Origin of the sequence: Dactylosporangium sp. CA-092794 (assembly GCF_050948465.1) — a bacterium.
Taxonomy (GTDB): Bacteria; Actinomycetota; Actinomycetes; order Mycobacteriales; family Micromonosporaceae; genus Dactylosporangium.
The window spans coordinates 12,869,330-12,883,521 of record NZ_CP192044.1 but is presented as its reverse complement, the minus strand read 5'-3'; the positions used below and the strand labels follow the sequence as shown (position 1 = coordinate 12,883,521).

Genomic DNA, 14,192 nt, shown 5'->3' with positions numbered 1-14,192 from the left:
CGCGACCCGCTCGGCCTGTGAACCCACGGTCGTCGCTGCGCCGCCTGCAGGGTTTGCGCGGCGCTTCCCGTTTCGTCGGGGCCGGCCTGCTCGACCAGGTGGTCATCGCCGCCGCCAACTCGGCGAACACCCTCCTGGGCGGCATCCTGCTGTCCAAGGAACACTTCGGCGCGCTCGCCCTCGCCCTCGCCGTCGGCTACTTCGCCATGTACCTCAACCGGGCCATCGTCGGGGACGTGCTGCTCGCACTCGCCTCCCGCTACGACGGCGAGCCCCGCGCCCGGCTCGCCCGCAACGGCCTGACCACCGCACTGTGCTCCGGCCTGGTCGCCACCGTCGTGTTCATCGCGCTCTGGGCCCTCTACCCCAGCCGCGGCGAGATCGACCTGCGCCAACTCATCTGGCTCGCCCCGTTCATGATCCCGATCATGCTGCACGACACCGCCCGCTGCGACTACCTCGCCGACCGCCGCCCCGACAAAGCCCTCGGCATCGACCTCGTCTGGGCCGGCACCCAAGCCGTCCTCGTCGCCATCATGATCACCACCCACCACTCCAGCGCCGGCGCCCTGCTCACCGTCTGGGGCTTCGGCGCCATCGCCGGCATCACCGTCTACCTCCTGCGCGAACACCGCCTGCCCTGGCACGGCAGCCCCCGAGCGTGGCTCACCGAAACCCGCCACCTCTCCAGCTGGTTCACCATCACCGCCATCGTCGCCCAGGTCCAGGTCCTCGCCATCAGCTTCGTCGTCGCCGGCCGACTGTCCAAGATCGACCTCGGCAACCTCCGCTTCGTGCAGACCGTCCAGCTCCAACCCGTACAGAACCTGATCACCGCCATCCAGAGCCTGCTCGTGCCCCGCGCCTCCCGCAACGCCGCCCAAGCCGCCAAACCCGGCCCCGACGGCGCCGCCGCCGCCCAGACCCTGCGCCGCCAGACCCGCCAACTGGCCACCGCCTTCACCATCCTCGGCGCGCTCATGGTCCTCATCGTCTGGCCAGCCGTCTCCTTCGCCCTGGTCCACACCCACAAATTCGCCGAAGCCGCCCCCCTCGCCCTGCCCATCGCCCTGCAGGGCGCCGTCTACCTGCTCCAGGTCCCGTTCACCGCCGCCATGCGCGGCATGCACCGCGCCCGCATGCTCTTCGTGCAGTACGTCGTCTTCGCCGTCGTCTCCATCAGCGGCCTCACCCTCGGCGCCGACTACGGCGGCCTCCACGGCGCCGCCTGGGGCCTGCTCACCGGCTCCACCACCGGCCTGATCTGCATGGTGATCCTCTACACCTATGCGCTGAAGTCGGTCGGCCCGCCGCCGTCCACGCCGGCCACGGAGGAGCGCCTAGCCGCGGCCGGCTAGGACGGCCCGGTAGACGTCGATCAGGCGCTCGGTGAGCACGTCCGGGGCGAACTGCGACTCGAAGCGGGCCCGCGCCACCGGGGCCAGCGCCGCCGCGCCCTCGTGGGCTTCGCGCAGGCCGGCGGCCAGAGCGTCCGGGTCGGGCTCGACCACCCAGCCGGCGTCGCCGGCCAGGTAGGGCAGCCCGCCGCGGTCGGTGACCAGCACCGGGCGCCCGCCGCACAGCGCCTCCAGCACGATCGTCGGCAGCACGTCGTGCCAGGTGGAGGCGGCGATGACGCAGGCCGCGCGGGCGATCTCGGCGCGGACCGCGGCGTTGTCGACCGGGCCCAGGTAGGTCACGTCGGCGCGCTCGGCGGCGGCGCGCTCGGCGCGGGGGCGCAGCGGGCCGTCGCCGGCGATCCGCAGCGTCCCGAGGGAGCCGTCCGGGTGCTTGGACCAGGCGTCGAGGACCAGCTCCAGGCCCTTCTCCGGGGTCAGCCGGGCGGCGTAGAGGAATCCGGCGCCCGGCCCGGTGGCGGCCCCGGCGTCGGGGATGCCGTTGGGCTTGACGGTGATGCGCTCGGCGGGGATGCCGAAGTCGGCGAGGTGGGCGGCGATCCGGTCGGTCAGCGCGATGAAGTGGTCCACCTGCTTCCAGGTGCCGCGGTGGACGGCGAGCGTCGCCGCCATGACCGCGGACTGCGCCTTGGACCCGCGGTAGCAGGCGTGCGTGACGGCCGGCAGCGGGAACGCCTTGCCCCGGCACTCGGTGCAGATGTGGCCGTCGCGGAAGTACAGCCCGGGGGCGCAGACCTGGCGGTAGTTGTGCACCGTGTGCACGACCGGGACGCCGTGGCGGTGTGCCGTCTTGATGATCGCCGGGGAGATCAGGGGGTACGGGTTGTGCAGGTGGACCAAATCCGGCTTTTCGCTATTTATCACCGCGGTGAGCGCCTGCTGCGAGTCCGCGTTGCGGATCGGCGACAGCGGCAGGAGCGCCTTCTGCGCGGCGGAGAACGTGCCGATCTCGTCCGAACTGCGCAGGAACGGCAGCACGGTGACCCCGGCCGCGCCGAGCTGGGCGATCTCGGCGTCGACGATCACGTTCTCGCCGGAGGGCTGTCCCGAGGCGTACCGGTTGTGCGCGACGACGACCTTCATGCGAGCTGCTCCACAGGGCAGACTGTACGGGTGCCCGAACTTCCCGAGGTCGAGGCGCTCGCCGCGTTCCTGCGGGAGCGCGCCGCCGGCCACACCGTCGACCGCATCGAGGTCTCCGCGATCAGCGCGCTGAAGACCTTCGACCCACCGATCACCGCCGCCGCCGGGCAGCCGATCACCGGCGCCTCCCGGCACGGCAAGTTCCTCGACGTGCACGTCGGCGACGACCTGCACCTGGTCGTCCACCTGGCGCGCGCCGGCTGGCTGCACTACCGCGACAGCTTCAACGCCAAGACGCCGCTCAAGCCCGGCTCCGGCCCGATCGCGCTGCGCGTGCGCCTGGACGACGAGTCCGGCTTCGACCTCACCGAGGCGGGCACGAAGAAGAGCCTGGCGGCCTACTTCGTGACCGACCCGCGCCTGGTCCCCGGCGTGTCGCGGCTCGGCCCCGACGCGCTGACGGTGAGCCTCGAGGACTTCGCCGCCGCCATGCGCTCCCGGCGCGGGCAGATCAAGGGCGTCCTGACCGACCAGACCATCCTCGCCGGGGTGGGCAACGCCTACTCCGACGAGATCCTGCACGCGGCGAAGATGTCGCCGTTCGCGCTCACCAACAAGATCACCGACGACGCGATGGAGCGGCTGCACGCCGCCATGCGCACGGTGCTCACCGACGCCGTCGCCCGCTCGGTCGGGCAGAAGGCGGCCACGCTCAAGTCCGAGAAGCGCTCCGGGCTCGCCGTGCACGCGCGCACCGGCCTGCCCTGCCCGGTCTGCGGCGACACGGTGCGGGAGGTGTCGTTCGCGGACACGTCGCTGCAGTACTGCCCCACCTGCCAGACCAACGGCAAGCCCTTGGCGGACCGGCGGCTGTCGAAGCTCGTACGCTGACCCGCGTGCGCCGTGCGTTCCTCGTGGCTTTCGCCGCATTTTTCCTCCTGGGTACCGCCTGGGCCCTCGCCCTGCCGGTGAACGGCACCTACGACGAGAAGCAGCACCTGGTGCGCGCCTACGCGGTGTGGACCGGCCAGTGGCTGCCGCACGAGCACGCCGCCGACGCGAGCGGGATCACCACGAACGCGTTCCGCGGCCCGCGCAGCCTGCTGCCGGAGAACGCCGACTGCACCTGGATCGACAAGCCGGCGTACCGCCCGGCGTCGTGCCTGATAACCAACGGTGATCGGACCAACACGCTGGTGCCCAGCGCCGCGGCCCGCTACAGCCCGGTCTACTACGCCCTGGTCGGGCTGCCGCTGCGGATCAGCCCCGACGGCACCGGCCTGATCTGGGCCCGGCTGCTGTCCGCGGCCCTGTCCGCGCTGGTGCTCGCCGCGGCCGTGGCGATCGCCCCCGGCCGGCTCGAGCGCCTGGCGGTCCTGCTGGTCACCACCCCGATGGCGGCCGACCTGGCCGGCTCGATCAACCCCAACGGGCTGGAGATCAGCGCGGCCGTGCTGCTCTTCGTGGCCGCGCTGCACCGGCGCTGGGCCGCGGCCGGGGTGGCGGCGGCGCTGCTGTTCACCGTCCGGGACCTCGGGCCGTTCTTCGTCGTCGCGGTGCTCGCGCTGGCCCTGCTGGTGTCCCGGGCGCACCCCCGGGCGCTGCTGCGCCCCGTCTTCGCGGTCCCGGCCGCGCTCGGCGCCGCGTTCGCCGTCTTCTGGGCCGCCGTCGCCGCCCGCGGCAGCGACCTGGATCCGGGCCGGCCGATCGCGCCGACGACCTCCGGCGCGATCCTGTCCGACATCGTCGACAACCGGGCCGAGTTCTGGGCCCGGCAGATCATCGGCCAGTTCGGCTACGGCGAGACGACGATCTCGATCGCCGTCATCGGCCTGTGGTACCTGCTGGTCGCCGCCCTGGTGCTGCCCGCGCTGTGGTTCGGCGACCGCCGGCTGCGCCTGGGCGTCGCGGCCGCGTTCCTGGGCAGCGCGGCGCTGCTGGTCGCCCTCGAGCTCTATTTCGCGCCCAAGGTCGGCCACTTCGCGCACGGCCGCTACGTGATGCCGCTCGGCGTAGGGGTGGCCTTACTCGCCGCCTCCGGCGATCGTTACGCACAGTGGCTGCGGGAGCGCGGCCGGCTCGGCTGGTTCGTGCTGATCTGCGCAGGCCTCACCGTACCGATGCAGCTCTATGCCCTGGCCCGGGTCATGACCCGGTTCCAGCGCGGCATCTCGGCCGGGCTCAATCCGTTCGGCGGCACCTGGACGCCACCCGCGGGCAGCCTCGCCCCGTTGCTCTGTGCTGTGGTGGGGGCCGCGCTACTCGCGGTGATGGTCACGCGGAGTTCTGTCCGCCCTACGCCAGTGCACTCGACAGCGAATACGTTGAGCAACTAGTGTCGGCCGGTCATCATCCGCAGCCCCGGCCGCCATGGGACACTTTGCACGTGCTTTCCGGTGTCCGTGGGCCAGCTGAGCCCGCGGGCGTAAAACGAAACCGGCCGAGCAGAGCTGTGCCGCGATCCGCGCATCGCGGCGCGAGAGGACGCACTGAGGTGACCACTAGTCTCCAACGTCCGGCCACGACGCCGAGCCGGAGATCGACCTTGGGTGAACTCGACAGCTTCGAAATCCTGCCGGACCATGCGATGAGCCCGCTGGGCGCCAACGGCGTGCCCCGCTCGGCCTGGCAGCGCACCAAGCGCGCGGCCCGCTGGCACCGGCCCTACGCGGCCATCCTGCTCGTCCTCGACGCCGGCGCCGCGGCGCTGGCCTCGCTGACCGCCGCGACCCAGCTGCCGAAGGCCGACTCCGGCTTCCAGAACAATCCCGAGCTGTTCAACCTCGTCGCCTACCTCGGCCTGCCCGCGGTGTGGCTGCTGGTGCTGTGGGGCCACGGCGCCTACGACCGCCGCTACCTGGGCACCGGCACCGACGAGTTCAAGCGGGTGGTCCGCGCCTCCTGGACGGTCGTGGCCATCGTCGCGTTCGCGGCGTTCGCGTTCAAGATCGACGTCTCCCGGTTCTCGGTCGGCGCGGCGCTTGTCGGCGCGTTGGTCTTCGTGCTGATTCTGCGCTATATCGCCAGACGCTCGCTGGCGTTCGCGCGCACGAAGTTCCATCTGGCCACCCACCGCATGCTGCTCATCGGCACCTTGCAGGAGGCGCTCGAGGTCCACGCGGCGATCGCCCGCGACCCCGGCGCCGGCCTGGTGCCGGTCGGCATCCACCTGACCGAGGGCTACGCGCCGCACCCGAGCACCGTCACTCCGGTGCCCGTCCACGCCGGCCGCGACATCCTGTCCCTGGTGCGCGAGCTCAACGCCGACACCATCGCCGTGTGCGGCTCGGCCAGCGCCGAGCCGGTGGAGCTGCGCCGGCTCGCCTGGCAGCTCGAGGGCACCGGCATCGACCTGGCCGTGGCGCCGCAGCTGACCGACATCGCCGGCCCGCGCGTGCACATCCGGCCGATCGAGGGCATCCCGCTGCTCTACGTCGAGGAGCCCAAGCTCTCCGGCCTCGGCTGGCTGTTCAAGAACGTCATCGACCGGGTCATGGCCCTGCTCGGCCTGCTCATCTGCCTGCCGTTCTTCCCGCTCGTCGCGCTGGCCATCAGGCTCTCCGACCCGGGCCCGATCTTCTTCCGCCAGCCGCGCATCGGCCGCGAGGGCAAGACGTTCAGGGTCTGGAAGCTGCGGACGATGTATGTCGACGCCGAGGAGCGCCTCGCCACCCTGCACGATCAGAACGAGAGCGACGGGCTGCTGTTCAAGATGCGCAACGACCCGCGCATCTTCAAGGTCGGCAAGTTCCTGCGCGCCACCTCGATCGACGAGCTGCCCCAGCTGATCAACGTGCTCCTGGGCGAGATGTCGCTGGTCGGCCCGCGGCCGCTGCCGGCCGAGGACGGCGACTTCCTCGGCGACGTGCGCCGCCGCCTGCTGGTCCGCCCGGGCATCACCGGCCTGTGGCAGGTCTCCGGCCGCAGCGACCTGAGCTGGGACGACGCTGTCCGCCTCGATCTGTACTACGTCGACAACTGGTCGCTGGTGCTCGACCTGCACACGCTGTGGCGCACGATCGGCGTCGTCGTCTTCCGCAAGGGCGCCTACTAACCGCACGATGGCGGCGTGGGAGCAAACCTGGCCGCCGCGCTCGTCGTCGCCGTGCTCGTCGCCGCCCTCGGCGGGGCGGTCTACGCGGTCATCCGGTGGCGCGGCCGGCGGGCGATCGCGACCGCCGCGCAGCGGGCCACCTACGACGTGCTGCACATCGCCGAGCTCGCCGCCGAGCCGCTGCGCGGCGGGCTCACCGAGGTGGCGGCCGGCAAGGCCATCCGCCACCTGCGCACGCTGACCGGGGCGGCCGGCATCGCCGTCACCGACGCCATCCGGGTCCTCGCCTTCGACGGCGCCGGCGAGCACCACCGCGACCAGGTCGCCGCGGCCGCCGCCAAGGCCGTGACCGCCGGGCGCCCGACCGTGCTCGGCACCCGCGAGCTGCCCTGCGACGTCGTCGACTGCCCGGTCCGCGGCGCGGTCGTGGTGCCGCTGGCCCAGCGCGAGGGCGCCCTGGTCGCGCTGTCCGACGGCCCGCCCGCGCCCGGCCTGGTCCAGGCCACCGCCGAGACCGCCCGCTGGGTCGGCACCCAGCTCGCCCTCGCCGAGCTCGACACCTCCCGGGCCCGGCTGGCCCGCGCCGAGGTGCGGGCGCTGCGCGCCCAGATCAGCCCGCACTTCATCTACAACGCGCTGACCGCGATCGCGAGTTTCGTGCGCACCGACCCCGAGCTCGCCCGCGAGCTGATCCTCGAGTTCGCCGAGTTCACCCGGTACTCCTTCCGGGCGCACGGCGAGTTCACCACGCTCGCCGAGGAGCTGCGCTCCATCGACCGGTACCTCACCATCGAGCGGGCCCGCTTCGGCGAGCGACTGCAGATCCGGCTGCAGATCGCGCCCGAGGTGCTGCCGGTGACGCTGCCGTTCCTGTGCCTGCAGCCGCTGGTCGAGAACGCCGTCCGGCACGGGCTGTCGCGCAAGCCCGGCATGGGCACGGTCAGCATCGTCGCCCGCGACGCCGGTGCCGAGTGCCAGATCACCGTCGAGGACGACGGCGTCGGCATGGACCCGGCCGCGCTGCTGGCCCCCGACGACACCATCGACGCCGGCCAGCACGTTGGCTTGCGCAACGTCGACGATCGGCTACGGTCGGTCTTCGGCGACAGCTTCGGGCTGGTGGTCGAGACGGCGCTCGACGCGGGGACCAAGGTGAGCATGCGCGTGCCCAAGTTCCACCCGGGAGTGAGGAGCGGAGCATGACCGACCACGGATACCTGCGTGTGCTCGCCGTCGACGACGAGGTGCCGGCCCTGGACGAGCTCGCCTACCTGCTGCGCGCCGACCCGCGGGTGGGTCGCCTGCACCTGGCCGGTGACGCCACCGAGGCGCTGCGCGTGCTGCGCGACGCCGACGTCGACGCGGTCTTCCTCGACATCCGCATGCCGGGGCTCGACGGCATGGAGCTGGCCCGGGTGCTGGGCCGGTTCGCCAAGCCGCCGGCGGTGGTCTTCGTCACCGCCTACGACGACCGTGCCGCCGAGGCGTTCGACCTCGGCGTCGCCGACTACGTGCGCAAGCCGGTCCGCGCCGACCGCATCGCCGAGTCCCTGCGCCGGGTGCTCGCCGCCCGGCTGGTGCCCGCCCACCCGTCCGTCGCCGCGCGGCGGGACCGGCAGGACGACCCGACGATCCCGGTGGAGCTGGCCGGCACCACCCGGATGCTGCCCCGCTCGTCGGTGCGCTGGGTGGAGGCGCAGGGCGACTACGCCCGGCTGCACACCGGGGACGCCTCGCACCTGGTGCGGGTCTCGCTGGCCACGCTCGCCGAGCGGTGGGCCGACGCCGGGTTCGCCCGCATCCACCGGTCGTACCTGGTCCAGCTCAAGCTCATCACCGAGCTGCGCATGACCAACACCGGCTACGTGGTGATCGTCGACGACCACGAGCTGCCGGTGTCGCGCCGGCACACCCGGGAGCTCAAGGACCGGCTGGTGCGCGCCGCGAAGTCCTGGTCCTGATATTTCGGGAATGTCCGGGCAGTGCGCGGACAACCGCGGCCAAGGTCTCCACAATCTCTGCACATTGCCGACTGAGCGCCTGCACGACCCGCGAATACGCTGCCCTCATGAACGGTTCCGGGGAGCGCCGCCGGGTGCTCGTGGTCGACGACGAGCGCATGATCGCCGAGTCGATCGCGGTGCGGCTGCGCGCCGAGGGCTTCTCCGTCGACACGGCCCACGACGGGCCGTCCGCGGTCGCGGCCGCCCGGCTGATGCGGCCCGACCTCGTGGTGCTCGACGTGATGCTGCCCGGCTTCGACGGGCTCGAGGTGTGCCGGCGCATCCAGGCCGAGCGGCCGATCGCCGTGCTCATGCTGACCGCCCGCGACGACGAGACCGACATGCTCGTCGGCCTGGCCGTCGGCGCCGACGACTACCTCACCAAGCCGTTCTCCATGCGCGAGCTCGCCGCCCGCGTGCACGTGCTGCTGCGGCGGATCGAGCGGATGGCCCAGGTCCAGCCCGACCCCAACCAGACCCCGATCGTGCTGGGCGACCTGGAGATCAACCGGGCGCAGCGGCGCGTCACCCGGGCCGGCGTGGAGGCGCACCTGACCCCGACCGAGTTCGACCTGCTGGTCAACCTCGCCAGCCGGCCGCGCACGGTGCTGCCCCGGGAGCGCCTGCTGGCCGAGGTGTGGGGCTGGGCCGACGCGTCCGGCACCCGCACCGTGGACAGCCACATCAAGGCGCTGCGCCGCAAGCTCGGGTCCGACCTCATCCGCACGGTGCACGGCGTCGGCTACGCCCTGGAGTCCGCATGACACGCATGACGCGGCTCGTCGACCTGCTTCCGCGCCCGCTCGACCCGCTGCGCTCGATCAAGCTGAAGCTGGCCGTGCTCCTGCTCGCCTCGGCCTGCGCCGCGCTGGGCGTCTTCTGGATCGGCATCGGCTGGATCCCGCCGAACACGACGTACATCGCCCTCACCGCCGGCCTCGTCACCTCCCAGGTGCTCGCCCACGGCGTGACCCGGCCGCTGCGCGAGATGACCGCCGCCGCCCGGGCGATGGCCCGCGGCGACTACTCGACCCGGGTCCGGGCCACGTCCAAGGACGAGGTCGGCGAGCTGGCCGTGGCCTTCAACCAGATGGTCGGCGAGCTCGCCGCCGCCGACCAGCAGCGCCGCGAGCTCATCGCCAACGTCTCGCACGAGCTGCGCACGCCCATCTCGGCGCTGCAGGCGGTGCTGGAGAACATCGTCGACGGGGTGGCCGAGCCCGACCCGGCGACGCTGCGCACCGCGCTGGCGCAGACCGAGCGCCTGGGCCGGCTGGTGACCGAGCTGCTGGACATCTCCCGGCTCGACGCGGGAGTGGTACCGCTGGACCGCGAGCTGTTCCACATCGAGGACCTGCTGCACGAGGTCGTCGCCGAGGCCGAGGTGAAGGCCCAGGCGGCCGGCCACAAGGTCGACTACCTCTCCTGCTCCTTTCCGGAGAACGCCCTGGTCAGAGCCGACCGGGCGCGCCTGCACCACGTCCTGACCAACCTCGTCGACAACGCCACCCGGCACAGCCCCGACGGCGGCACCGTGACGATCGTCGGCCGCAGCGAGGCGGACCGGGTCATGATCGAGGTCGCCGACGAAGGCCCTGGCATCCCGCACACCGATCGCGAGCGGGTCTTCGAGCGCTTCACCCGCGGCGCCCGCGCCTCCGGCGGCGGCACCGGCCTGGGCCTGGCCATCGCGCAGTGGCTCACCCAGCTGCACGACGGCAGCATCGCCGTGGTCGAGCAGCCCGGCGATCTGCCCGGCTGCCGGATCCGGGTGACCCTCCCGGCCTGAGCTTTCCCCTCTCTTTCCGCGACTCGGCGTTCTCGCCGGCCGCGCGGATCCGCACGCCCTTCGCGAGGAGCGCACCATGCCCCCAAGCCCTGTTCGACCGCTGCCCCCGCCGGTCCCGCTGCTGCCGAACCCGGCGCTGCTCAGCCCGGTCCGGCTCGGGCCGCCCGCGCCGACGCTGTGGCAGCGGGCCTGGCCCCGGCTCAACGCCGCGGCCGGCCGGAGCGCGCTCGTCGCCGCGCTGGTCGCCGCCCTCGTCGCGGCCGCGGCCCTGCCGCCGGACCGGCCCGGCCTCGGCTGGCCGATCGCCGGCCTCGGCCTGCTCGCCCCGCTCGGCTGGGCCCTGGCCCGGGCCGGCCGGACCGCCGCCCGGGCCGAGGCGCTGGTGTGGTGCGCCGGCGCGCTGGCCCTGCTGTCGGTGGGCTTCTTCCGGGCGGCCGGCTGGCTGTTCGCGCTCTGCGTGCTGTCGGCCTGGGGCTGCGTCGCGCTCGCCGCCGGCCGGCACCGCCGGGCGCCGGCCGTGCTCATGGGCCCCTTCACCCTGTGCTTCGCCGCGTTCCGAGCGCTGCCCTGGGCGCGGGCCGGTGCCGTGCGGCTGCGCGGCGCCCGGGGTGGGACCGACGCGCTGCGCCTGCTCGCCTCGATCGGCCTCGGCGTGGCGCTGCTCATCCTCTTCGGCGCGCTGTTCGCCGGTGCGGACCCGGCCTTCGACCGGGTGGTGACCGCGGTCGTGCCCGCGTTCGACGCCGGCACGCTGGCCCGATGGATCTTCGTCGGTACGGCGACGGGCCTGCTCAGCCTGGGCGCGGCGTTCCTGGTGGCGAACCCGTCGACGATCGGCGAGGGGCCGGCGCGGGCGGGCCGGCCGGTGCGCCGGGTCGAGTGGCTGGTCCCGGTCGGGGCCGTGCTCGCGCTGTTCGGGCTCTTCGTGGCCGTGCAGGTCACGGTGCTGTTCGGGGACCGGGACTACGTCATGCGCACGGTCGGGCTGACCTTCGCCGAGTATGCCCGCAAGGGCTTCTGGCAGCTGCTCGCGATCACCGTGCTGACCCTGGCCGTGATCGGCGTGACGGTGCGCAAGGCGGAGCGGCGCACCCGTGCCGACCGGACGCTGCTGCGGCTGGTGCTCGGGCCGCTGGCCGCCTGCGCGCTGGTGGTGGTCGGCTCGGCGCTGTGGCGGATGAATGTGTACGAGCAGGCATACGGCTTCACCCGTCTGCGCGTCTTCGTCAGCGCGGTCGAGCTCTGGCTCGGCGGCCTGTTCGTCCTGATCATGCTCGCCGGGCTGGCCGGGCCCCGGCACCGGGCCGCCTGGCTCGCGCGCGCCGCGGCCGGGCTGTGGGTGGCCACCCTGCTCGGGCTGGCCGTGCTCAACCCGGACCGGTTCATCGCGGCGCACAACGTCGACCGGGGCGGGGCGAGCAACGCCGACGTGTGGTACCTGCGCTCGCTCTCCGCCGACGCGGCACCGGAGCTCGACCGGCTGCCGCCGGGCGCGCGCGAGTGCGCCCTGGGAGAGATCGCCGCCGATCTGTCCGAGGACGCCGACGACTGGCGCGGGTGGAATCTGGGCCGCTCCCGGGCGCGCCAGATCGTCCCCGAGCCGGTGCGGGCGCAGGGATATCCCTGCTACCGGCGGTACTGAGCGGCATCGGCGGCACATTGGCGGGGGCCGACATTCGGACGGGGGATGTCGGCCCCTTGCTTTTGTTTCGCGGACGTTGCGAGACTGCGGTTCATGGAGCCGTCGACGCCGCGCGTACGGGTGGTGCTCGGTGACGTCTCCCGCGCCCGGATCCGCCCGCCGCGCGCCCGCGCGGAGCTGGAGGAGCAGAGCCCGGTCGGCGCGGCGCTGGCCCGCGGCCTGGTCCGAGCCCAGCTGTCGGTGGCCGTCCGGCTCGCCGCCGTGGTCGCGGTCGGGCTCGGCGGGCTGCCGCTGCTCTTCGCCGCCGTGCCGGCCGTGGCCCGCGCGCACCTGTTCGGCGTCTCCCTGCCCTGGCTGCTGCTCGGCGTCCTGGCGTACCCCTTCCTCTACGTCGTCGGCGCCGTCTACGTCCATCTGGCCGAGCGCAACGAGCAGGAGTTCGTGGCTCTGGTCGAGGACCGCGGCCACCACCCGCCGTCATGAGCTCCTACGCGATCGCGGCCGTCGTGGCGGTCACCCTGGTCACCGTGGCGATCGGCGTCTACGGGCTGCGGTTCGCCCGCACCACCTCGGACTTCCTGGTCGCATCGCGGATGGTGAGCCCGACCTGGAATGCGGCGGCGATCGGTGGGGAGTACCTGTCGGCGGCGAGCTTCCTCGGCGTCGCCGGCCTGGTGCTCAAGCACGGCGTCGACGTGCTGTGGTATCCGGTCGGGTTCGCCGCCGGATACCTGGCGCTGCTGCTGTTCGTGGCCGGGCCGCTGCGCCGCTCGGGCGCGTTCACGCTGCCGGACTTCTGCGAGGTGCGGCTGCGCTCCAAGCGGCTGCGCAAGCTCGCCACCGCGTTCGTGATGTTCATCGGCTGGCTCTACCTCGTGCCGCAGCTGCAGGGCGCGGGGCTGACGCTGCAGACCGTCACCGGCGCCCCTTACGCGCTCGGCGCGCTGATCGTCGGCGTCGTCGTCACGCTCAACGTGGCGCTGGGCGGGATGCGCTCGATCACGTTCGTGCAGGCGTTCCAGTACTGGCTGAAGCTCACCGCGCTGGCCGTGCCGTTCGTGTTCCTGCTCATGCAGTGGCAGCACGACGGGCGGCCGGCGCTGACCGCGCCCGACGGCCCGCGCTTCGCCGCCGCCACGACCGTCGAGATCGACCACCCGACCCGGATGACCGTGGCCGAGCCGACCACCGTGACCACGCACGGTGTCGTCGACGGCGCGCAGCGCGACGGGTTGCTGCTGCTCACCCCCGGCGACCACACCGTCGCCGGGGGCGCGCTGCTGGTCTTCGCCGAGGCGGCCGCCGTCCCGCGGGTGTCGGCGGTGTCCGCCGACTCGCCGGCGGACTGGCTGCTGCCGGGCGAGCACTCGCAGGGCCTGTTCGCGACGTACTCGCTGATCCTGGCCACCTTCCTGGGCACCATGGGCCTGCCGCACGTGCTCGTGCGCTTCTACACCAACGCCGACGGGGCGGCCGCCCGGCGCACCACGCTCGTCGTGCTGGGCCTGGTCGGCGTGTTCTACCTGACCCCGACCCTCTACGGCGTGCTCGGCCGGATCTACACCCCGCAGCTGCTCATGACCGGCAACACCGACGCCGTGGTGCTGCTGCTGCCGTCCGCCGCGCTGGGCGGCGGGACAACCGGCCGGCTGCTCAGCGCGCTGGTCGCGGCCGGCGCGTTCGCCGCGTTCCTGTCCGCGTCGTCGGGCCTGCTGACCAGCGTCGCCGGCGTGCTGTCCACCGACGTGCTCGGCCACGGCTCGGTCCGCGACTTCCGCCGCTCGGCGCTGGTGGCCGGGGTGGTGCCGCTGCTGCTCGCGCTGTTCGTGGCGAGCCTGGACGTGTCGCAGGTGGTCGGGCTCGCCTTCGCGGTGGCGGCGTCGAGCTTCTGCCCGCTGCTCGTGCTCGGCATCTGGTGGCGCGGCCTGACCGCGATCGGCGCGGCCGCCGGGATCGTGGCCGGCGGCGGGGCGGCCGCCTCCGCCGTGCTGCTGACCGTGCTCGGCGGCCCGCTGGACGGCTGGGCCGGCGTGCTCACCACCCAGCCCGCGGCCTGGTCGGTACCCCTGGCATTCCTGGTGATGATCCTGGTCTCGCTGCTGACCAGGCACCGGTTGCCATCCGGGGTCGGAGCGATCATGCTTCGCCTGCACGCGCCGGACGCGCTGCGCATGTGACGCGGGCCGGGGTAGGCGGGAGTGGA

12 protein-coding genes are annotated in these 14,192 nt (G+C 73.2%); 11 read left to right on the top strand and 1 reads right to left on the bottom strand.

Going from position 1 to position 14,192, the window contains the following annotated elements; translation table 11 throughout:
- Positions 1-17: 17 nt before the first annotated feature.
- Positions 18-1,358, top strand: a complete 1,341-nt coding sequence (locus ACQPXD_RS55900) for an oligosaccharide flippase family protein (protein ID WP_432833326.1) — start codon at positions 18-20, stop codon at positions 1,356-1,358.
- Here ACQPXD_RS55900 and ACQPXD_RS55895 read toward each other — a convergent pair.
- The gene (locus ACQPXD_RS55895) at positions 1,341-2,501 is read right to left on the bottom strand and encodes a glycosyltransferase family 4 protein (RefSeq protein ID WP_432833324.1); all 1,161 of its coding nucleotides are present in this window, start codon (positions 2,499-2,501) and stop codon (positions 1,341-1,343) included. The two genes, ACQPXD_RS55900 and ACQPXD_RS55895, sit on opposite strands and share 18 nt — an antisense overlap.
- Before the next feature lie 30 nt (positions 2,502-2,531).
- Between ACQPXD_RS55895 and ACQPXD_RS55890 the strand changes: the two genes are divergently transcribed.
- The 10 genes from ACQPXD_RS55890 to ACQPXD_RS55845 all read left to right on the top strand — a co-directional run bounded on the left by ACQPXD_RS55890 (position 2,532) and on the right by ACQPXD_RS55845 (position 14,166).
- Positions 2,532-3,392 (top strand): Fpg/Nei family DNA glycosylase, encoded by an 861-nt coding sequence (locus ACQPXD_RS55890; RefSeq protein ID WP_432833322.1) that lies wholly within the window; start codon positions 2,532-2,534, stop codon positions 3,390-3,392.
- Positions 3,393-3,397: 5 nt separating this feature from the next.
- Positions 3,398-4,837: a DUF2142 domain-containing protein gene (locus tag ACQPXD_RS55885; protein ID WP_432833320.1), complete on the top strand. Its 1,440-nt coding sequence runs from the start codon at positions 3,398-3,400 to the stop codon at positions 4,835-4,837.
- Between the two features lie 209 nt (positions 4,838-5,046).
- Complete coding sequence (locus tag ACQPXD_RS55880) at positions 5,047-6,555, top strand: sugar transferase (RefSeq protein ID WP_432833318.1); 1,509 nt, start codon at positions 5,047-5,049, stop codon at positions 6,553-6,555.
- 15 nt (positions 6,556-6,570) lie between these two features.
- Positions 6,571-7,758 carry a sensor histidine kinase gene (locus ACQPXD_RS55875; protein WP_432833316.1) on the top strand — a complete coding sequence of 396 codons (1,188 nt, stop codon included), beginning with the start codon at positions 6,571-6,573 and terminating at the stop codon, positions 7,756-7,758.
- Positions 7,755-8,516: a LytR/AlgR family response regulator transcription factor gene (locus ACQPXD_RS55870; protein WP_432833314.1), complete on the top strand. Its 762-nt coding sequence runs from the start codon at positions 7,755-7,757 to the stop codon at positions 8,514-8,516. Before ACQPXD_RS55875 ends, ACQPXD_RS55870 begins: the two co-directional genes overlap by 4 nt.
- 107 nt (positions 8,517-8,623) lie before the next feature.
- Positions 8,624-9,322, top strand: a complete 699-nt coding sequence (locus tag ACQPXD_RS55865) for a response regulator (protein WP_432833312.1) — start codon at positions 8,624-8,626, stop codon at positions 9,320-9,322.
- Positions 9,319-10,347, top strand: a complete 1,029-nt coding sequence (locus ACQPXD_RS55860; RefSeq protein ID WP_432833311.1) for a sensor histidine kinase — start codon at positions 9,319-9,321, stop codon at positions 10,345-10,347. The genes ACQPXD_RS55865 and ACQPXD_RS55860 overlap by 4 nt, the downstream gene beginning before the upstream one ends.
- Positions 10,348-10,423: 76 nt before the next feature.
- Entirely contained in the window at positions 10,424-11,989 is a 1,566-nt protein-coding gene (locus ACQPXD_RS55855; protein ID WP_432833309.1) for a DUF4153 domain-containing protein, read from the top strand.
- 93 nt (positions 11,990-12,082) lie between these two features.
- Positions 12,083-12,472 (top strand): hypothetical protein, encoded by a 390-nt coding sequence (locus ACQPXD_RS55850; protein ID WP_432833307.1) that lies wholly within the window; start codon positions 12,083-12,085, stop codon positions 12,470-12,472.
- Entirely contained in the window at positions 12,469-14,166 is a 1,698-nt protein-coding gene (locus ACQPXD_RS55845; protein ID WP_432833305.1) for a cation acetate symporter, read from the top strand. The genes ACQPXD_RS55850 and ACQPXD_RS55845 overlap by 4 nt, the downstream gene beginning before the upstream one ends.
- Positions 14,167-14,192 lie beyond the last annotated feature (26 nt).

Coding starts and splice junctions, on each gene's coding strand:
- ACQPXD_RS55895 (WP_432833324.1), bottom strand. CDS start 2,501: ATGAAGGTCGTCGTCGCGCACAACCGGTACGCCTCGGGACAGCCCTCC.
- ACQPXD_RS55870 (WP_432833314.1), top strand. CDS start 7,755: ATGACCGACCACGGATACCTGCGTGTGCTCGCCGTCGACGACGAGGTG.
- ACQPXD_RS55865 (WP_432833312.1), top strand. CDS start 8,624: ATGAACGGTTCCGGGGAGCGCCGCCGGGTGCTCGTGGTCGACGACGAG.
- ACQPXD_RS55860 (WP_432833311.1), top strand. CDS start 9,319: ATGACACGCATGACGCGGCTCGTCGACCTGCTTCCGCGCCCGCTCGAC.
- ACQPXD_RS55855 (WP_432833309.1), top strand. CDS start 10,424: ATGCCCCCAAGCCCTGTTCGACCGCTGCCCCCGCCGGTCCCGCTGCTG.
- ACQPXD_RS55850 (WP_432833307.1), top strand. CDS start 12,083: ATGGAGCCGTCGACGCCGCGCGTACGGGTGGTGCTCGGTGACGTCTCC.
- ACQPXD_RS55845 (WP_432833305.1), top strand. CDS start 12,469: ATGAGCTCCTACGCGATCGCGGCCGTCGTGGCGGTCACCCTGGTCACC.